The following is a 22,590-nucleotide window of genomic DNA, read 5'->3' on the forward strand; positions in this document are numbered from 1 at the left end:
GATTAATTGGAATTAGGTTTTGGTTTTAACTCATCCGGACTATCTTTTGTAAAGGTATCAAACTGAATTTTCGAAGGACTTTCGAAGATATCTTTTACGGTATTAAAAGCCACTTCATATTTTGGATTAAACTGATCAGACATCATATATTGCTGTAAGCTGAAATAAAGTTGTTGTGAAGCAGGAGTATCTTTTAAATCAGGTGAAAGATTGGCACTTGAAACCACAAGTTTCCCCTTACCCACTTTTGCTTCGAAAACCAATGCCAAACGGCGGTTCAAAAACCAGGTATCGATTGGTTGAATAATAGGCCTAAATCCAGAGGGAAAATCTTCGAGGTTCATCACCTGCGATTTGTTTACAATTTCCCACCATTGCATCTCACTGTGATAATCGGTTGGAAAATTTTTAAAAGCAGCATGTTTTGGATCACATAAAATCCCTAAAGTATGTGGTGGACGCATTTTAAACCAGGAAGTATTCCAGAAAACAGGAAGAAAGCTTTGCACCACCTCTTTTCCTTTTACTATTTTGCCAGCTGCATTGAGAAAAACATTGCCACCATCTGCTAAAACGGACCGGGCTTTATCATCTAAACTGGTGCAATAGTACACATTGCTTTTAACCGCTGGCAAATGCGCAGGATAAACCCAGAAATTCCAATCGTTGGCAAATTCAGTTCCATCGATGGTAACTTCCAGTTTCAGTTTTGCTGCTTTTGTAATACCACTTAAGGGAAATTTAATTTCTCCTATGGCAATACAATTAGTAACAGCTAAGGCTTTAGGATTGAAATTGCCTTTGGCTACGTTTACGCCGCCCTCATCGTTGAGTGTCCATGAGAGTTTTGCATTTTCAATTGGCGCTTGCCCGAAATGCGCCACTTCTACAGCAGCTTCCAGGGTTTCATTATTGGTAAAAACAAATTTTGAAACTTTTAGCAAAGGTACCGTGCTATTAGAAAAGCGCTTAAATTCCTTAGCGGTAATATAACCTTTCTCATCCCAGAAGGCATCTAAAACACCTACAAGTGCGGTTCCCTGCCCAGGATAATCATTTAGCGATAATAACTGGTAGCCATTATAATTTGGTGTGCGTAATGCTTTTTCAATTTCATTTTTATAACAAAGGGCTTGTAATTTACCCGAAGCCATTAAAAAATCGTGCCCCTGATTGGCCATATCGTGGTCTTTGAGATCTTCCTGAAACATTTCGAAGTTCTTTGCGCGATAAACACCTGTGTATTTTTTTATTTCATCGAAATTAGGAAAGGCACAATACTGCCCCATTTCGTGTGCTACAAAAGGTACGGTAAACTGCTCGATCTGTTTGGCATAGGTTGAAATACTTTCCGGCTTTCTGCCCCAATCTAAACCTCTTGCACCAGCACGAACCATATATTCGTTGTTTGGAATAACCGGCCAGCTACCACCAACTGAAGCGCCTGTGTATAATCTTCTCGAATCTTTTGCTTTCCAATAATTATTAAACTTAGTAAGATATTCAACCTGTCTGCCGCGCGGTTCGTTACCATAGGCCATCATACAAAATGATGCATAATTGCCATAGTTTTTGGTCATGCGGTTGGTTTCATCGTAAATAAACTGGTCGATCGGTTTTCCATCTCCGATAGACGTACCATGGTTCGCCCAGCTTGGTCCTTCTGGCTGAAGGTAAAAGCCGATTTGATCTGCAGCAATAAAAGCAGCTTCGGGTGGGCAAAACGAATGGAAACGCATGTGGTTTAAGCCATGGGCCTTCGAAATTTTAAAAATGCGTACCCATGCGGCAACATCCATTGACGGATAACCGGTTAACGGAAATTCGCAATTGTTAACCGTACCGCGTAAAAAAACCGGACGACCATTAATTTCAAAAGTTCGGCCTACAGCTTTAAACTCGCGCATGCCGAATTGCACTTTTTTCTCGTCTTTTTTGCCATCTTTCGATAGTAAAGTTGCTGTTAAACGGTACAATGCCGGATCGAACTCATCCCAGGTGGCTATTTTATCGCCCATTGGCAAATTGATTTCTAAGCTACCTTCGCCGTTTGTGATCTGATAAGTTGCTGTTACGGGTTTTACCTGCAGTACGTTTTTGGTATTGAAACTGCTGGCAGAAAGTATAATTTTCCCTGCAGAAGATTGATTGGCACCAGCCTTAAGTTGGATTTTAACCTTCGCTGACTTTTTCTTTAAATCAGGGTAAACCTGGATATCTTCAAAATAAACAGGCGAACCTGCAATTACCTCCATTTTACCGACTACACCATTCCAGTTTCCTTGAGTATGGTCGGTTAAACTATGTGAATCCTGCCCTACATTGATCGCTTTGATGCGATTGTCGATTAATAAAGTGATGGTATGTTTTCCTGCTTTTAAATTTGCCGGGAGTTCAAAATTCTGCGCAACCACAAAGGTATACTGTGTTCCGATTTCAATATCGTCTATCCAAACCCTCGTTTCTGAATGGGGGTATTCCAGAGATAACACCATTCTTTTACCCTTCCAACTGGCTGGAATTACGATATCTTTCTGGTACCATGCCGCGCCAGTATAATGTTTGGCGGGGGTTAACCAGAAAGGCATTTTCAGGTTACCAGGTTTTCGATATTTTTCTAAGCGGGGATGAAAAAAGTACGAGCTATCGTAAATACTTCCTGTCCATTTTGTTTTTAAGGTAATGTCGTCGCCCTTTAGGTTTCCGGCCATTGAACCTGGCAGATGAACAGATTCCGGAAGAATGGCGGAATACCATTTTCCTTTAATGCCTTCGTCTTTAGCATCAATTTTGAAACGCCATTTACCAGCAAGCGAAATGTTTTGGGCATGTGTTTGCGTGATGCTTAAAAATATAAAAGCAATGCTCATCAGCACTTTGAAAACTCGGTTAACCTGTATCTGCATAAAATTGAACGGTTTATCACCGCTGGTATTTGGTTAGGCTGTTAAAATAAGACAATATCTTCAGGAAAGCATCCTGTAGTATCCTGCTCCATGACTTATTTCAGGTAGCTATTCAGTTTATTGTGTTTTAATTTATTCAGGCCTTCTACAACAGCAGCTGCATTTAACTTCGCTCCTGCCTCATTGGTATGCGTATGGTCTTTCTCGGTAAAAAATGTCTTTACCTCAGTTGCACTTAAAGCGGCATATTTATCTTTAATAATTTGGTTCAATGGAATAAAATCGACTTTTTCGGCTTTTGCAACTTCTTCTGCCCAGCTGGCATAACTGTCGTTGGCTAAAACTACAGCATCATCTTTAACCGGATTGCGTGGAATTGGTGAGCAAACAATAGGTGTTGCGCCCTTAGCTTTAATATCGCTGATGAATTTGCGCAGGTACCAGCCATAAGTATAAACCACTTCCTGCTTTTTCTTAATCGGGTTATAAATCTCTTTACTTTCCGTTCCGATACCTTTTATGGTACCACGGGCACGGGCAGTATCGTCTAATGGGCTACTATCGTTATGGCCAAACTGCATCATTACGAAATCGCCTTTTTTTACTTTTACCAAAACAGCATCCCACAAACCATTGGTTTGGAAAGTACGACTGCTGGTACCGCCAAGTGCATCGTTTTCGACGTTGATTTTTTCACTGTTGAATAAATCTCCGATAAAACTTCCCCAGCCCCATAAAGCACCATCACCTTTACCTTTTCCATTTTTAACAGTCGAATCGCCGATAAGGAATAAAGTGGGTTTTACCTGCTGTTTTAAGATGATACAGGAAGAAAAAACAAGAAAAGAAGTTAAGAGAATGAGGGGTAGGAATTTAGTCGATTTCATTGTTATTGCCTTCGGGGTTGATTATACGGATTAATTGATTACAACCTTCGGGATGGTTACACCGATTGTTGGATTACACAGATTTATATTGCCTTTGGTCTTTTAGTTTTAGTCTTTCTCCTTTATTTAAGAAGATACTTTTTCAAATTACAGTCTTTTAATTCTTTAATTCCTTCTACAACAGATGCAGCGTTAACTTTTGCGCCTTCTAAATTGGTATGGGTATGGTCGCCTGGAAAATACAGTTTTACCTTATCCGGACCGAGCGCATCATATTTATCGGCTGTTATTTTATTCAGATCAACGAAACAGGCATTTTCTTCTTTGGCAACATCAGCGGCCCATTTTCCAAAATCGTTATTGGCTCGAACCACTTTGCCATCTTTAAAAATGTTCCTTGGGATCATGGAAATTACAATTGGTGTAGCACCTTTTGCTTTGGTTTCGCGTACAAATTTGCGGATATACCAGCCATAGGTATGCACCGTTTCTACTTTTCCATCCGGCCAGGTTAATACTTTAGTGTCTTCGCCGATTCCTTTTAATACACCTCTTCTTCCTGTTTTTGTTGTATCAGGTACGCTTCCGTCGTTATGTCCGAACTGCATGGCAACGAAATCGCCTGGCTTTAATGTTTTCAAAATCTTCTCCCACCTGCCTTCCGACAAGAAAGTTCTCGTGCTCCTTCCGGCCATGGCGTTATTTTCTACATCAATCCTGGTGCTATCAAAAAGAGAAGCAATCGGTGTTCCCCAGCCCCAGGTTTCTTTGTTCAAATTACGGACAGTAGAATCACCAATGATATGCAAAACGGGCTTATGTTGAGCGATAAAGGCAGCAGAACAAATAATGATGATCATTCCTGCCAGGATAAAGCTATATTTTTTCATTTTATAATTATTATTTTTTGGGTTCTACAAGTGTGATATTGGGTTTTGGTGCTTTCTTCATTCCGAAGCCGAAATAAAAGCCGGTATGTGGCGGTTGGTTGTAGCCATCATTTTGCCAGGCGATACTTAAACGGTACTGCGGATCGTGCATTAAAGTATAATTGCGGTGTACTGTCGGTATTGTGGTGGTATAAATGCGTAAACTTTGGTTGTCATACGACCTTAAGATCAGTTCTTCACGCCAATCGCCAAAAATATCGGCACTTAATGCTGGTGTAGATTTGGTTCCGTTGTTAGCAACAGCTCCATCAGCCGTAAAAAGCCTGCCGCCATTGTATTTATCAATGTGGTTTGCATCTAAAAGTTCTCTCGATAAATCACCGTTCCAATAAATCAAAAAATTAGTTGATCTTGGCTGATCCCCAATTCTATTGCCTTTTATATCATATAATCCGTTCGATCCCGACCACCACATCTGCGCACCGAAACGGCTATTGTCAATATTATCAGCCACTCCCCGGCCTACATCCTCGTCGGGTGATCCTTTCCATAATATTTTGCCGGTTTTCGCATCGTAAACGGCCACACCAGGCCCCTTTGTACCTTCTTCTATTTCATGTATACCAAAAACTTCTAACCCAGGGTGTTCCGGATCAAGATCTGAAACATGAATGGCATCACCATGCCTCAATCCTGTGGTATATAATCCTTTTCCATTATCATCCACACACATTGAACCGTAAATAATTTCGTCTTTTCCATCGGCATCTACATCTGCAACTGTAAGATTGTGATTGCCCTGCCCGGAAAAAGAGTTTTTACCATCTTTACTATCAAATACCCATCGTGAAGTTAGTTTACCATTGCGCCAGCCCCAGGCTGCCAAAACCGTTCTGCCGTAATACCCCCTGCACATCACTACACTTGGATGAATTCCATCTAAATAGGCCACGCAGGCATTAAACCGATCTACCCGGTTACCCGTATTATCGTTTTTTCCGTTTCCACCTTTGCCTCCCCAGGCGCCAATATTTCCACGGGCAGGAATATAATCTGTTGTGGCTAAAGCCTCTCCGGTTTTACCGCTAAACACAGTTAAAAATTCAGGACCATCCAATATTTTACCGTTCGCGTTGCGCCAATCTTTAGTCGCATCGCCAATTACTTTTCCTTTGCCATCTACTGTTCCATCGGCAGTTTTACATACCATTTCGGCAATGCCATCGCCATCCAGATCGTACACCATAAATTGAGTATAATGGGCACCTTCGCGGATGTTTTTCCCTAAATTAATTTCCCACAAAAAGGTTCCATCTAATTTATAAGCCTGAAAAATCGGTGGATCGGTAATACCGTTTGATGAGTTATCCCTGCTCCGGCCAGTTTGATGCAATACAATTTCATATTCACCATCTCCATCTAAATCGCCTACAGAAGCATCGTTAGGCATGTAACCTGCTGGTGTTTTTAAAGGAATCGTTAAATATTGCTGAATAGATGGCTTAGCTGGTAACGTAAACGATTTACTGGCTTCCAACTCACTGCCTTTTAAAATCGGTTTTACAAAATAGCTGTTCGGAAGATCGAATTTAACCCCTGAATCAACAAAATTAGTGCTTTTGGTAATGGGATTATGATTGAGTTTTATGGCTTCATTATTCCCTGATTTGCGGTATAAGTTAAAGGCAATTTCATCGGCATCAGTACCCAGCATCCGCCAACCTACATAAACAGAATCGTTATTTTGCCGGACTGCAATTACACCACGGCCCAGTTTTTCCATTTGGCGCTGGCCGAAAAGCTTAGTCGCAAAGAACAAGCAAATTATGAAGCAGGAAACTGTAACGATTTTGGTCATCATGGCTTGTGTACAAGCTTAATTAAAAAATGGAATCGATTCATGGTTTATTAAACTTTAAAGGCTGTTTTGACTGATATAGCTACTCCTTTATCTGTAATTACAACCGGCTTGATCAATACCAGAATATCTGAGAAACGAAGGATCATCAATGCATAATTTGGCTAGTAAATTTAAGAACTGCCGGGTAACCGCTATTAAAGATTCATGTCCAATGTAAATAGTATATTTTTAAGGCGCATCCTGTAGTATCCTGCTTTTCGAAAATGACAGTAAGCTATAATAAAGATTTCTGCTAAAAAAATTTAAACATTAAGCAAAATTCACTTTACTGAAGCCTTTACACTTTCCATTTATATTTCTTTGCTTATCTTATTTTCGTTAATGCAAAGATTGTAGAATTTAAAAACAAAATAGCTGAAAAAGAAAAAAAATAAATGTTTAGTTAACGTTTATTATTTTAAATATTTTACTTTTACCTTTAGGATCTTCCAAATATTAAACCGTATGAAATTAAATTACCCTGTAAAAAGTGTGTTTTCGGCATGCATAGCGTATGCAATTGGAATTGGCTATACTACAGAAGTGCAGGCACAAACTGCAAAAGTGATCAAAGTTAAAACAGACCATTCTATTGCCAAAGTGCAACCGAACATGTGGGGTGTTTTTTTTGAGGATATTAACTTTGGCGCCGATGGCGGTATTTATGCCGAACTCATCAAAAACCGCTCTTTCGAATTTGCAAAACCGCTAATGGGCTGGACGATCCAGCGAAAAAAACAGCAAGAAGGTGAAATATTGGTGGTAAACCGTAAAGAGGTAAACACTGCAAATCCCAGATATTTACAGGTAAAAAAACAAACCGACGATTTTGAGCTCGTAAACGAAGGATTTAAAGGTATCGGTGTAAAAAAAGGATTACGCTACGATTTTTCATTGATGTACCGTCAATCAACTCCGGGAGTTAAACTTGTGCTGTTGTTAAAAGATGCGAACAATAAAATTATTGGACAAGGAAGTTTAACACCTGATCAAACGGGTAGCGACTGGAAAAAACAATCGGCAAGTTTTACCGCTACTGAAACCGATCCAAAAGCTAAATTCTCCATTCTGTTTCAAGGAAATGGAAACATCGATCTTGACATGATTAGTCTTTTCCCTGGCGATACCTGGAAAAACCGTCCACAAGGGTTAAGGGCAGATATGGTGCAGTTACTGGCCGATATGAAACCCGGTTTTGTCCGTTTCCCAGGCGGCTGTATTGTAGAAGGAACCGATCTGGCCAACCGTTACCAGTGGAAAAAAACCATTGGCCCGATTGAAAACAGACAACTGATTATCAACCGCTGGAATACTGAATTCGCAAATCGTTCAGCACCAGATTATTACCAGAGTTTTGGTTTAGGCTTTTTCGAATATTTCCAATTGGCAGAAGATATAGGCTCAGATGCCTTGCCAATATTAAATTGCGGTATGGCCTGCCAGTTCAACTCTGCTGAGGTAGCTTCACTTGACGAACTAGATCCTTATGTACAGGATGCGCTAGACCTGATCGAGTTTGCCAATGGCGATGTAACAACTAAATGGGGAAAAATGAGGGCTGATTTAGGACATCCAAAGCCTTTTAACCTTAAAATGATGGGGGTTGGCAACGAAAACTGGGGACCACAATACCTGGAAAGGTTAGCCATTTTCACTAAAGCCATAAAAGCCAAATATCCTGATTTTAAACTGATCAACAGCTCGGGAACGGATCCTGAAGGTGATCGCTTTAACTTATTGAATACTACTTTAAGAAGCAATAATGCTGACTTTATTGATGAACACTATTACCGCTCTGCCGATTGGTTTTTAAAAAACGCTGGCCGTTACGATAATTATCCCAGAAACGGATCGAAGGTTTTTGTTGGCGAATATGCAGTACATGCAGACAATAGTATAGTTGGAAGTAACCGCAATAACTGGCAAAGTGCATTAGCTTCGGCTTCGTTAATGACAGGTTTGGAGCGTAATGCAGATGTGGTACAAATGGCCTCTTATGCCCCGCTTTTTGCTAATATTGACGCCTGGCAGTGGGCACCCGATATGATCTGGGTAGATAACCTGAAATCGTACGGAACACCTGACTATTATGTACAGAAACAGTTTTCTATGAATAAAGGAACGGATGTAGTTGCAATTACGCTTGATGAGAAGAACATTATCGGTCAGGATGGCCTTTATGCTTCTGCGGTAACCGATCAGGCCAAAAAAGAACTGATCATTAAAATTTCTAACAACTCCGATCAATCGCAGAATATTGATTTTGACCTTGAAGGAAAAATAAAATTAAAAAATAAGGCTACTAATGAGGAAATAGCGAACAACAACCTTAAACAGGTTAATTCTTTCGAAAATCCTGAAGCGGTAAGCCCGAAAAAAAGCACGATTAACCTAAAAGGCAAAAAATTAAACATCGCGTTAAAACCTTACTCTTTTAACGTGATCAAAATCCCATTTAACCAATAGACTTAACGAGACCATGATGAAAAAACTTCTTTTATCTGCAGCCCTATTCTGCAGTTCGATTTTAGTGCATGCACAAAATGAAACCCAGTTAACCATTAAACCTGCAGGCGATCAAGTGGTGAGCAAGCACATTTACGGTCATTTTTCGGAACATCTGGGCCGCTGTATTTATGATGGCTTCTGGGTGGATGAAAATTCGACTATCCCTAATAAAGGTAGAATAAGATTAGATATTGTTGAGGCATTAAAAAAGATAAAAGTTCCGAACCTGCGCTGGCCGGGAGGTTGTTTTGCTGATGAATACCATTGGAGAGATGGCATTGGACCGAGAAACCAACGTCCAAAAATGGTTAACACCAATTGGGGCGGCGTAACAGAAGACAATAGTTTTGGTACACACGAATTTCTAGACCTCTGCCAGATGCTCGATTGCGAACCTTACATTGCAGGAAATGTAGGCAGCGGAACCGTTGAAGAAATGGCCAAATGGGTAGAATATCTGAATTTTGATGGCGTAAGCCCAATGACGGCTATTCGCAGCCAAAATGGAAGAGAAAAACCATGGAAAGTTTCTTTCTGGGGTGTAGGTAACGAAAGCTGGGGTTGTGGTGGTAACATGACACCTGCTTATTATTCTGATTTATACCGCAGGTATGCCACTTATGCACGCAACTATCCGGGTGCTCCGCTAAAAAGAATTGCCAGTGGAGCTAATTCAGGTGATTACAACTGGACAGAAACCTGTATGAAAAATATTGGCGACCAAATGTGGGGATTAACTTTACACTATTACACTATCCCAACAGGAAACTGGGGCAAAAAAGGATCAGCCACTAAATTTGATGAAGCACAGTACTTTTCGACCATGAAAAACTGCTTACACATGGAAGAACTGGTTAGCAAACACTCCGCCATAATGGATAAATATGATCCTAAAAAGAAAGTTGCTTTAGTGGTTGATGAATGGGGAATCTGGACAGATGTAGAGCCTGGAACTAACCCTGGTTTCTTGTATCAGCAGAACAGTTTACGCGATGCTTTAATTGCAGGAACGACCTTAAACATCTTTAATAACCACTCCGATCGTGTTAAAATGGCTAACCTGGCACAAACTGTAAATGTGCTGCAGGCTTTAATCCTAACTGAAAAAGACAAGATGATCCTTACCCCTACTTATCATGTTTTTGATCTGTACAAAGTGCACCAGGATGCCAAATATTTACCAATTGCCTTTACCAGTCCTGATTATGTTGTAGGAGGTCAAAAAATACCTGCCTTAAACGTTTCTGCTTCTCAGGATGCCAGTGGTGCCATTCATATTTCTTTGGTTAATTTAGATCCTAACAAAAAAATTGTACTAAGTACGGTTTTAGATGGCTTGAAATGGAGCACAGTTACAGGACAGATTTTAACTTCAGCTAAACTAACTGATGTAAACACATTTAACGATTTGAACAAAGTGCACAATGCAAAATTTACGGGTGCAAAAAAATCAGGCAATTCATTAAAAGTAGAATTACCTGCTCAATCTGTTGTTGTATTGGAATTAAAATAATTTAATCAGGACAAGAGAGTTTAACACCTTGTCCTGATTCATGAAAAAATTAATATGCCACATTCCGTGGTCTGTGCCCCCCACAGACCATTTAGATTCGTGAAAAAGATTTCTCCATTTCGTTGCACTTCAGTCGAAATGACGCCATACTTAATAAACCCATCGTTCAGACTACATCAATTTACCCTCCACATGTCCTGCTGAACTTGTTTTACTGCGTAGCTTTCCGCTTCGCTACAGGTTAGCATCTTTATAGTCTAACATACCCACTTAAAAACCTTCATAATAGATCCTGAAACAAGTTCAGGAAGACGATTGCATTTGAATAACGCTAGTGGTCTGTGAGGACACAGACCACAGAATAAGATCACGAAAATCAGTCCTCCTTGTGCCATGGTCTGTGTCCCCACAGACCACATCAGCATAAATCTATTTCACCAACCTCACTTCATATATATTGGCAATAGCCGATCCCTGATCGGCAACAAATTTTACTTCTACATCTGCTTTTAACAGCGCTTTTGGAATCTGATATTCCTGAGTATAAAAAACATCACCCTTGCTCCCATCTAACTTTACATTTTCAACTGTAACACCGTTGATCAGGATAGAGAAACTTTTGTTCTTTTCCTTTCCAAAATATGTTAAACGGAGCTTATTTCCGGATAGGCCTTTATTTTTAAGTACATAACTAAACCATGCTTTCCCATTCCTGAAATGCCTTTCCTGAAACGTTCCGTTATCGGTTTGTTCACCTTTAAAATTGTGGTCAGATTCTGGCTGCTGCTCTCCCGTATTAATCAGATCGACGGTTTCCTGTTCAATCTTCATCTTTTCTTCTTCAGCCAACTTAATCGCCTTTGCCCGTTCCGGCAATGCCGCAGCGCTGCTGTAAGGAAAATAAACCACATACCGTTTTTCGGCCAGGGTATAAAAAGGAACTAATTTTAAGGATTTGTATTTTGGTTGATAGATTGCATTCCGGGCATTAAAAGTTAAACTCTTTTTATCGGTCAACGTAATTTCATTTGCCAGCATATTTTTAGCCCCGGTAACCAATGGTGCATCGCTGATCGGAAATAAAGTACCCGAAGCAATATGCCCCATCCTGCTGCCATCAGCGGTTAAATTGGGCTGTTTTAAAGTATCCATTGCCGCAGCAAGTACAATCGGTCCACGGAGAAAGGCTACCCAATCAGAACCATCGGGCATAAACTCAGTAGTGGTATGCATCGGCAGAGCAATATTAACAACATCGCCTGTACTCCAGATACGATCGATACTGGCATAACCATTTGCCTCGCTTTTAACTGTTACTTTTTTTCCGTTTACCAGCACAGCCATTTTCCCATGTCCTACCCAGGCAGGCTGACGAAAATGTAAGGCAAAGCGTTGTTTGTTTTTTAACTGCAGTTTGATTGTCGTGTTCTCAGCATCTGGAAAAAGTGTTTGCTGTATAAGCTGAATACCTTTTTCTTTCCAATTTAAGGTTGAGGGGATAAAAAGATTCACATATATGTCATTTGCACGGTGTGCATAAATCAGTTCTCCATATTTGCCATGGTTCTCCAATCCTGAACCTACACAGCACCAGAAACTTTCCTGCGGATTAGAATAGGTACGGTAATGTCCCGGCCGCATTGGAGTAAAATACACAAAACCACCTTCCGGCCTTTGCGAAGAAAGGATATGATTGTAAAGTGTACGTTCGTAATAATCCAGGTAAGTGTTTGAAGGATCTGCTAAAAACAACTGCTTGGTAAGCTTCAACATGTTATAAGAATTGCAGGTTTCTGGGCCTTCGCGCGATTCTGTCATTGAAGAAAAGTCATTGGCGGGATGAAAATGTTCTCTTACGCTATTTCCACCAATGGCTACCGTTCTATGTTCAACTACCGTTTTCCAAAAAAAAGCAGCTGCATTTGCCCAGGCAGCATCTTTATCCAACAAAGCAATCTGCTCAAAACCAATCACTTTCGGAATCTGCGTATTTGCATGTAAACCGTTCAGGGCATCTGTATTTTTTAATAGTGGATTTAGGATGGATTGATCCGAAAATCGTTTTGCCAATTGAAGATACTTCTGGTTGCCAGTTATCGCGTAAACATGAGCGAAAGTTTCATTTAATCCACCATGCTCACTTTTTAATAATTCCTGTATCTGCTGATCGGATAAATTGGAAACCATGTCTACACACCAATCTGTTAGTTTAATCAGCATCTGCTTTGCTTTGGCATTACCCGCAACTGCATAAGCATCGTATAGCCCGGCATAAATTTTATGGATATTATACAGGGGTACCCATTTTCCATTTAACGAAAAACTGGATGATTTAATGTTTCCGGCTTTAATCTCTTTCCAGATTTCCTTGCCACCCGGGATACCCGCCAGGTATCCATCTCCATTTTGGCGCTGACATTTATCCAATTCGGTGATCATATATTCCATCCGCTCTTTCACCTTTGCATCGCCGGTGGAAGCATACATTAAAGCCAGCGCCGACAAATAATGCCCACCGATGTGCCCGTCTAAACCGGTGTTTTCCCAATTACCATAAGATGCTGCTTTGGGTTTTAGCCCCGCCTCCCTTAAATATGGCGCCAGAAGCCGGTCTGCATCCAGCGATAACATGTATTTTTTATCGGTTTCCTGGGCCTGTTTAAAGGGGCCTTCAAGCAAACGGACTTCTGATAAACTAAATGGCTGCAATGCAGTTTGACCGAAAACAGTTCCGCATAGAGCGGTAATTAAAACGACTGTTATTATTTTCTTCATCTTTTTAGGTAATATTTTGTTCTAATTTCCATCTGGCTTAAGCACACTACTTTTAGGGCTCTCCGGCCAGTGCCAGTTTGCAGGATCATCAGGTTTTGCAAGATCGAATTTTGGTAAATCATTTACCAGATATTTTGCAATCCCCAATTGCTGTTCTTTAATGCCTAAGATTATACATTGTGCAATTTTATAAGCGCCATAAGGGTTAAAATGCGTGTTATCGGCCAATGCTTTATCCTGGCCAGGATAACTGTTGGCCGGATAATGGACAAACGCCTTTTTTGAGGGCTCTTCCCCTAATGCATTAAACAAAACTGATGTCATAGCATTCAGGTCAATTAAAGCAACTTTCTCTTCCATAGCTACCTTCCGTGCTGCGTCAGGAAAATCGCCTAGAGAATTTACAATTTTCCCATCTGCACCAAAAGATCTTCTGCTGGTTGAGGTAACCACAACCGGAATTCCGCCTTTTTTCTTCACTTCCGAAATAAATGTTTTTAATCTTTCGGTATACAATTTATATGCCCCATCGGCTGGTCCTTTGTCTTTTTGATCGTTATGTCCAAATTCGATGAACAGGTAATCGCCAGGCTTCATTACACTTAAAATCTTGGCTAAACGTTTGCTACCCAAAAATGAACCCAGTGTTAAGCCAGATTCAGCATGATTGGCAATGGCAACTCCTGATTTAAAAAACCTCGGAATCATTTGCCCCCACGATGCCCAAGGTTCATCATCCTGGTTCACCACTGTCGAATTCCCCGCCAGGAAAACAGTAATCTGATCCTCAACTTTCGTAATTTCGAGTGCCTGTAAGGCCGTTTGATGGTCAAACTCCAACGTCAGTTTGTCATCCCAATCAAGTTTGGTGAGTTCCCGCGGCTTTAGTGAAACCACTTGCCCGCCCGCAATATGTTTATCTTTAACATTTACAATAAATGTTTTCGTTATCGACTGCCCTGCCCTTGTTTTTACATCTTCAAGCATCAACCTTCTCGATTCGGCTTTTACTGTAGTTAACATTGCCTCCTTCTGATCGCCAAGTGTTACCTTGATTTTGTAATTTCCTTCAGGCACCGAAACCGAAAAATAAAATGGTTTATTGCTTTTTACCAGATCTGAAGTTAAACGATTCTTCCCGTCATAATTTATACCTTCAACTTTCGAATCAAAATCAAAACCAAAGCCTTTTTCTTTACTGTAAGCATCATCAGGTAAAACTTGTGTATAACCTTTAACAACCTTAGCAGGTCCGAAATCGAATTTGTAACTGTTCTTTTCCTGCGCCTGTGACAGATTGGCTATCAAACCAAGAAAAACAAATGGTTTAATAAACTTTTGAATGCTCATATCGTTCGGATTTGCTGCAAGATCTGGCACAATGGTTTTATCCATTCAGACCGTTTTCTCATAAAAATTGACATCTGGCTAATTAAACGTCATAATGAGGATTATCATACGAATATATAAAAACAATTTCCATTTAAAATAAGAACGAACAGCATATTTAAAATTTTACGCGTTTTTTCATTAAATGTGTATCATCGATAAACACAAAAAACAACAAACACCCTACTTAAAACACTAATTAATAATACAAAAATAATCAATTCATAATGTGATATAAATTTCTTCAATTTTTAATTAAAAATTTCTAAGCTTAAGAAATATTAATAAACAATACGAAAAGCTCCATTTCACCAACTTAAATCAATAAAAATTTATTTTTTTTAAAAAAAAATCAACACAAAATGTATAAAATCAAGCAATTACAAAAAATAATTCATAAATTAACCCATTATTAATATTAACTCAACACAGTCTCGATTCTTTTGTATATAAAATTTATATAAAAAATAAAAAGAAAGACAATTGAAAATATTAACAAGAATTTTGTTCTAAAAATTCATTTTTTAATGAAAAAACAAGGTATTTTTCAAGCTATTGTTCAGTTCATTCATTTATAAATTTTTAAAATAATTGACTTATAATATCACTATATTAGTGCTATTAATCATACAAATTATTTTTAGCCCTAAAAAGCTTGGTAATTCTGTATTACGGCCGACATAAAGAACCATTATGTTCCGCTTAAATCATCCACCAAACAGAAGATTAGAATCAAAATCTAAAGCCATGAATAAACACGCCATTATTGGAGTAACTCCCTTCGAAATTCCTGATAGTAGATTGGTTTCCAATTTACAAAAAGCAGATTGCTTTCCGGTTCTCAGTCTTGGACATAGCAAAAATGAAGCTAAAAAAGCCCTTAAAGAAGTTATAGAATTAGCTATTGCAGATTTCGGCGTAAGCATCAATTCATTAGAATTAGCAGACATTGATCTCCCCACCCAGGTAAGTTTAATTATTTTACCGTATGATTTCGTACTAAAACGTAAAACATCAGCAAAAATTTTCTATCAGGTTTTTGATCTGGAGTCCGCACGGGTTGCACAAGCTAACGGTGCCCATGGGATTATAGTAAAAGGTAATGAGGGTACTGGTCGTGTGGCTTACGAATCTTCTTTTGTTCTTTTTCAGCGGATTATTAAAGAAATCACTTCCATTCCGGTATGGGTTCAGGGTGGCGTGGGTATTCATACAGCTGCCTCTTTAATGGCTCAAGGCGCAACAGGCATCATTTTAGATAGTCAACTCGCGTTATTCCCTGAATGCTCAGCTCCTGAAGATTTAAAAACTGTTTGTGGTAAATTAAGTGGAACTGAAACAAAACTGATCGATAACTGCCGTGTATTGGCCCGTCCTAATTCACCAGCATTGGCAGAGGATATAAATTATAATGGTCTTCAACAGTACTTTAAAGGTTACGACCTGGAAGCAAACTACCTTCCAATGGGTCAGGACATCAGCCTGTCGATTGATCTGGTAACGAAATACAAAAAGCTCGATAAATTGGTTTTTGGCATAAAAGAAGCCATTTATGGCCACTTAAAACAAGCCAAAGCCATTAATATCATCAAGGCAGACAATCCATTAGCTAAAGATTTAAACATCACCTACCCTATTGCACAGGGTCCAATGACCAGGGTAAGCGATGTAGCGCCATTTGCCAATGCTGTTTCAGAAGCTGGCGCCTTATCGTTTATAGCGTTATCCTTGCTAAAGGGTGCATCGGCAAAAAACCTGATCGAAGAAACTAAAAAACTGGCTGGTGAAAAAACCTGGGGCGTAGGTATTTTAGGTTTTGCACCACAAGAGCTTAGAGATGAACAACAGGAATATATATTAAATGCGAAACCTCCCGTATTACTAATTGCGGGCGGAAGGCCATCGCAGGCTAAACCCTTCGAAAAAGCAGGGATCAAAACTTTTCTTCATGTGCCCTCTGCTTCTCTTTTAGATATGTTTTTAAAAGAAGGCGCTAAACGTTTCGTATTCGAAGGTCGGGAATGTGGCGGACATGTTGGCCCACTATCCAGCATGGTGCTGTGGGAAAAACAGATCGAACGTTTATTAAAAGAAGAAAATCCTGAAAGCATTAGTGTTTTCTTTGCCGGTGGCATTCATGATGCTTTTTCTACCGCTTTTATTTCGGTAATGACTGCTCCTTTGGCTGCCAAAGGAATGAAAATCGGTGTATTAATGGGCACCGCTTATTTATATACCAGAGAAGCCGTAAGTACTGGTGCAATTTTAGATAAATTCCAGCAGGAAGCCATGCAAGCGAACGAAACCGTTTTGCTCGAAACTGCTCCGGGACACGAAACAAGGTGTTTAAATTCGTCATTTGCCACTTTCTTTAATGAAGAAAAAAAGAAACTTCAGGCAGAAGGTATGGATAAAAAAGAAATCTGGGCAAAACTGGAAACCCTGAATGTTGGACGTTTACGTATTGCTGCAAAAGGAATAGAAAGACGTGGCGATGAACTCGTAAAAATTAATGAGACTGAACAAACTGATTTGGGCATGTACATGATCGGTCAGATTGCACCTATGCATAAAGAAGTGATGTCATTGCTCGATCTTCATCAGGATGTAGCAGGCAATAATTACACACATATTTTAAGCGCTAAACTTTCTTCACCTCCTGAAAATAAAACCAAAGCTTTGGATGTTGCCATTGTGGGTATGGCTTGTATTTTCCCCGGAGCAAAAAATCTTGAAGAATACTGGCGCAACATCATTTTGGGCAAAGATTCGGTAACAGAAGTACCAGATGAAAGATGGAACAAAGAATTGTATTACAATCCCGAGTCTACTGCTGGCGATATGTCGCACTCTAAATGGGGCGGTTTTATTCCGAGAATAGATTTTGATCCTTTAGAATTTGGCATTCCGCCACAATCGCTTGCGGCCATAGAACCTACCCAATTGTTAACCTTAATGGTGGCTAAACAGGCCATGCAGCATGCAGGTTATGGCGATGGCGGTGTGGATAACGAAAATGTTTCGGTAATTATCGGTGCAGAGGGCGGAAACGATCTGGCTAACAGTTATAGTTTCAGGGGCTTTTACAAACAGGTTTTTGGCGAAATGCCTGCCGAGTTAGACGCGGCCTTACCAAAAACAACAGAAGATTCTTTCCCCGGCATTTTGGCGAATGTAATTTCGGGCAGAATTACCAACAGGTTAAACCTTGGTGGCAGAAATTACACCGTTGATGCGGCTTGTGCTTCCTCTTTGGCAGCAATCGATCTGGCCTGCCAGGAGCTATTTTTAGAGAAATCGGATATGGTTTTGGCCGGTGGAGCAGATCTTCACAATGGCATCAATGATTACCTCATGTTCTCGAGCACGCACGCGCTATCTAAAAAAGGACGATGCGCCACTTTTGATGCAGAAGCTGATGGAATTGCACTTGGTGAAGGGATTGCCATGATTGTATTAAAAAGATATGATGATGCTTTACGTGATGGCGACACCATTTATTCTATTATTAAAGGTGTTGGAGGATCGAGTGATGGAAAAAGCCTTGGTTTAACTGCTCCACGCAAAAATGGACAGGTAAATGCTTTAGAAAGGGCTTACAGCCAGGCTGGAATTACCCCGTCACTGGTTGGTTTGGTAGAAGCGCACGGTACAGGTACAGTTGTAGGCGATAAAACTGAAATCAGTGCATTGACCGATATGCTTAATCAATCGGGTGCAACCGCCGGGCAAACACATTTAGGCTCTGTAAAAACGCAGATCGGCCATACCAAATGTGCCGCGGGAATTGCCGGTTTAATAAAAGCAGCCCTATCCGTTTACCATGGAATAAAACCACCAACCATTAATTTAAAAACACCAAATAGCATTTATAATGCACAAACCAGTCCTTTCGCTTTCCATACTGAAGCGGGTTTATGGATGGAAGAAAAACGATATGCAGGCGTAAGTGCTTTTGGTTTCGGTGGAACAAACTTCCATGCAGTACTGGAAAGTGCTCAGAATACAGAAAATAAAAATTCGATCTTGAAATCATGGCCTTCCGAACTTTTTGTTTTCAGGGGGAATACCTATGAAGAGGCCAAAAACCACGTGATTTCGGTAAAAACCCTCTTAGAAATAAACGATCAGATCGAACTGAAAGATATTGCATATAGCCTTGCAACAGTCGATAACAAACCTGTTCAACTGAGCATCGTTGCCAACCATGCAGAAGACCTGGTCATGAAAATCGACCTGGTTTTATCTGGCGTAGAAAGCAAAGATACCTACCTCACTAAAAAACAGGACGGTAAAGTTGCCTTTATGTTCCCAGGGCAAGGTAGCCAACGCGTAAACATGGCCAGAGATCTTTTCGTTGTTTTTCCGGAAATGAGAAAACTGCTGACTGCTTATCCTGAATACGAAAAAATCCTTTTCCCGAATACTGTATTTAATGAGGCTGATGCAAAAGCACAAAAAGAAAGAATTAAAGACACCCGCATGGCACAACCGTTATTGGGTATCGTCGATCTTGCAATCGCTAACTTCTTAAAATCATTAGGAATTGTTCCTGATATGGTTGCAGGCCACAGTTATGGCGAATTGCCTGCACTTTGTTTTGCTGGTGCTTTTGAAGACGAAGCTTTGGTTTACCTGAGTGCTGAACGGGCACAATCTATTTTGAATGCCGTAGAAAACGGCGATCCGGGCACTATGCTCGCCGTGAGTGCAAAACAGGAAGATCTTTCACAATACATGGGCGGCATCAAAGACGTTTATCCGGTAAACTTTAATGCGCCAACACAGTGTGTAATTGCAGGTAGTACTGCAGCCATTGGCCAATTGGCAGCAGTGCTAAAAGAAGCTAAAATTTCTTTCCGTCCGCTTGAAGTGGCCTGTGCTTTCCATAGTCCATTGGTGGCCAAATCGAAAGCACTTTACCAGGAAGTACTATCTGGTATAAACTTCAGTGATCTGAAAATTCCCGTTTGGTCTAACACCACGGCAAAAGAATACCCCGTTAAAGCTGCAGCAGTTAAAGAACGTTTAACTGACCATTTGATAAAACCTGTCCTTTTTGTTGATGAGCTAAGGGATATGTATGCTGCCGGAGCCAGGGTTTTCGTAGAAGTTGGCCCTGGCAAGGTGCTAAGCGGTTTAACCAAATCGTGCATCGGTAAAGATGAAGTGATTTTACACACCGAAGATCAAGGCCAGAACAAATTGAGCAATTTATTGGGCACGTTGGCTGGCTATATGGCTACAGGCCGTGAAATCAAGCTTGAAAAATTGTTCGAAGGCCGCTCAGTTAAAACCATCAAGCTGGAAGAGCCTTCAGCCTATAAAAAAAGTCCTGCCATCTGGTATGTAAACGGCCAACACGCTGTTCCATCAACAGGTAAACTTCCGGCAAATGGTGCATCCCCTATTACTAAACCGATTATCCTTATGAATAACACCTCTACACTAACTGAAAATCAAACCACTAATGGCTCTGCCAAAGACTTAATGATGCAGGAGTACCTGCATAGCATGAAAATGCTGATTCAGGCACAACGCGATGTGATGCTTTCCTTTTTAGGACAGGCTCCTGCAATGCCTTCACAAATCATTAATCAACCCCTGGCCTCCTATCAGGCACCCCAACCGGCCCGCATTGAAAATCAGATCATGGTAAAACAGGAAGTGCCGCAAGCGCAAACCATCGAAGTAATAACACCTGTGGTTGCACAAAAAGATTTAAAACTGGTGCTTTTACAAATTGTAAGCGATAAAACTGGCTATCCGCAGGAAATGCTGGGTATGGAAATGGATCTTGAGGCTGATTTAAGCATCGATTCGATTAAACGTGTAGAAATTATCGGTGCTTTGCGTACAGAATTGGGTGGTTTTTCTCAATTGAGCCTTCCAGAAGATAAAATTATGGAGCAGCTTGCAGGCCTTAAAACCTTAAGCAGTCTTGTAAACTGGATGACCGAAAATACCGAACAGCCAAAATCAGCTAACGCTCCTATTCTGGTAACCCCGGCAACAAGTCAGGCCGAACCTGCAAAATTTTCGTTAGACCAGTTAAAATCAGCTATTCTTGATATAGTGAGTGAAAAAACCGGCTATCCAAAAGAAATGTTAGGCATGGAATTAGATCTTGAAGCCGATTTAAGCATCGATTCAATCAAAAGAATGGAAATTATCGCCTCTCTTAAAGAAAAAATCGGATTTGGTTCACAGGGCGATCAGGCTGACGATTTAATGGAGAAACTGGCTGCAATTAAAACTTTAAATGCGCTGGTTAACTGGATTGCTAATGTTGAAGCAGAAAGTTCGGAGGTGCTTACAGAAGCAAAAAAGCTTATTGAGGAGAGCATAGACAATCAAACGGTTAGAGAAAAATTATCCCGTTTAAGATTTGAGCTGACTCCTGCTGCGCTTACCATTACTGAAGCAGCCATTTTAAAAGGGCAACGATTTGCCTTAACTGACGATGGTGGAGGCCAGGCGATCAAAATCAAGAAAGTGCTGGAAAAACATGGTGCCATTGCCGATCTGGTGAACTTTGAAGATTCATTGGATGGCTATCAGGGCCTTATTATCCTGAATATGTTCGAAGCACAGCAAAAAGTGGGTATTCTCGATCATTTCGCCACCATTAAAAAACTAAACTTTGATACCGTAAAATGGGTGTACCTGATTGCGGATACCAAACAATATTTTAACGATCAATCGGATATTTCTTTCTTGAGAAATTACCAGGGTTACTCAGGTTTCTTTAAAAGTTTAGATCGTGAATACGAACACACCAAATGCCGTTTCATCAGTCTGGAAACCAAAATGTCGCCAGATGAAATCACCAATATTACCTTAAATGAAATCCTCAATCCGGATAAACCTTCGGAAATCATTTACAATGACCATAAAAGGCACATTATGGAATTGGTACCACACCAGTTGAGCACCGAAACCGATGCACATATCCACTTGGATAAAGATGCCGTAGTAATGGTTTTAGGTGGTGCACAAGGGATTACGGCTGAATTAATGATCCACTTTGCGAAAGATTATCCTTGCAGATACATATTAGTAGGCCGTTCGGCAAACCCGATCGCCTCTGCAAACGAAGCCAGTTCTTCATTAAAAACCAAAGATGAGATCAGGCAATATGTAATTAAACAGGGTGAAATTAAAAAACCTGCCGAAATAGAACAGGAAACAAACAGAATCTATAAAAACAACCAGATTTTACGTTGCATTGCAACTTTAGAAGAAGGTGGATCTACGGTAGTTTACGAATCGCTGGACCTTAAAGATGAAGAAGCTTTGACCCGCTTAATCAACCAGGTTTATGAAGATTACGGACGTATTGATGGTGTAGTACATGGTGCAGGTTTACTGGAAGATAAATTGTTCCATAATAAAACTTCCGAATCATTTGGACGTGTTTTCGATACCAAAGTAACCCCATTAAGGGTATTGGCCGAACAATTACGACCAGAAACCCAGTTTGTAATTCTTTTCTCGAGTATTGCTTCTGTTTATGGAAATCGCGGACAAACCGATTATGCTGCTGCAAACAGTGTGATGGATAAATATGCCTGGGCCTTAAAACAGAAGATTCAAGGTAAGGTAATGGCCATAAACTGGGGTCCGTGGAAAGGAGCAGGTATGGTTTCGCCAACCCTAGAGAAAGAATATCAACGCAGGGGAATTGCCCTGATTCCTTTAGAGGATGGTATGGAAACTTTCCTGAACGAACTTAAATATGGTAAAGAAAGCCAGGTATTAATCATGGCCGGAAACACCTGGACATAAAAACCTGAGTTCGATGACTAAGATGCATTTAAAA

Annotated in this window: 9 protein-coding genes; 3 read left to right on the forward strand and 6 right to left on the reverse strand. The window is 40.3% G+C overall.

All coding sequences use genetic code 11. The annotated features are described in order from the left end of the window. Nucleotides 1-2: 2 nt before the first annotated feature. From BCL90_RS21245 to BCL90_RS21260, 4 genes are all read right to left on the reverse strand, one after another. The gene (locus BCL90_RS21245; RefSeq protein WP_121286985.1) at nucleotides 3-2,906 is read right to left on the reverse strand and encodes an exo-beta-1,4-galactosidase; all 2,904 of its coding nucleotides are present in this window, start codon (nucleotides 2,904-2,906) and stop codon (nucleotides 3-5) included. Between the two features lie 95 nt (nucleotides 2,907-3,001). Next, nucleotides 3,002-3,793 carry a rhamnogalacturonan acetylesterase gene (locus BCL90_RS21250; protein ID WP_121286987.1) on the reverse strand — a complete coding sequence of 264 codons (792 nt, stop codon included), beginning with the start codon at nucleotides 3,791-3,793 and terminating at the stop codon, nucleotides 3,002-3,004. Between the two features lie 122 nt (nucleotides 3,794-3,915). Continuing rightward, complete coding sequence (locus BCL90_RS21255) at nucleotides 3,916-4,683, reverse strand: rhamnogalacturonan acetylesterase (RefSeq protein WP_121286989.1); 768 nt, start codon at nucleotides 4,681-4,683, stop codon at nucleotides 3,916-3,918. Nucleotides 4,684-4,693: 10 nt separating this feature from the next. Continuing rightward, complete coding sequence (locus BCL90_RS21260) at nucleotides 4,694-6,466, reverse strand: rhamnogalacturonan lyase (RefSeq protein WP_244095112.1); 1,773 nt, start codon at nucleotides 6,464-6,466, stop codon at nucleotides 4,694-4,696. A 582-nt stretch (nucleotides 6,467-7,048) separates the two neighbouring features. On the opposite strand from BCL90_RS21260, the gene BCL90_RS21265 reads away from it, so the two are divergent. Further along, nucleotides 7,049-9,049, forward strand: a complete 2,001-nt coding sequence (locus tag BCL90_RS21265; protein ID WP_121286993.1) for an alpha-L-arabinofuranosidase C-terminal domain-containing protein — start codon at nucleotides 7,049-7,051, stop codon at nucleotides 9,047-9,049. A 13-nt stretch (nucleotides 9,050-9,062) separates the two neighbouring features. Next, nucleotides 9,063-10,604 (forward strand): alpha-N-arabinofuranosidase, encoded by a 1,542-nt coding sequence (locus tag BCL90_RS21270; protein ID WP_244095111.1) that lies wholly within the window; start codon nucleotides 9,063-9,065, stop codon nucleotides 10,602-10,604. A 429-nt stretch (nucleotides 10,605-11,033) separates the two neighbouring features. On the opposite strand, the gene BCL90_RS21275 is transcribed toward BCL90_RS21270, so the two are convergent. After that, nucleotides 11,034-13,379, reverse strand: coding sequence for a glycoside hydrolase family 127 protein (locus BCL90_RS21275; protein ID WP_121286997.1), 2,346 nt, complete (start codon nucleotides 13,377-13,379; stop codon nucleotides 11,034-11,036). 21 nt (nucleotides 13,380-13,400) lie between these two features. Beyond that, nucleotides 13,401-14,774, reverse strand: coding sequence for a rhamnogalacturonan acetylesterase (locus tag BCL90_RS21280; protein ID WP_244095110.1), 1,374 nt, complete (start codon nucleotides 14,772-14,774; stop codon nucleotides 13,401-13,403). Nucleotides 14,775-15,515: 741 nt separating this feature from the next. Here BCL90_RS21280 and BCL90_RS21285 point away from each other — a divergent pair. Continuing rightward, nucleotides 15,516-22,556 (forward strand): type I polyketide synthase, encoded by a 7,041-nt coding sequence (locus tag BCL90_RS21285; protein WP_121287323.1) that lies wholly within the window; start codon nucleotides 15,516-15,518, stop codon nucleotides 22,554-22,556. Nucleotides 22,557-22,590: the final 34 nt, after the last annotated feature.

Source organism: Pedobacter alluvionis, from assembly GCF_003664035.1.
GTDB lineage: Bacteria > Bacteroidota > Bacteroidia > Sphingobacteriales > Sphingobacteriaceae > Pedobacter > Pedobacter alluvionis.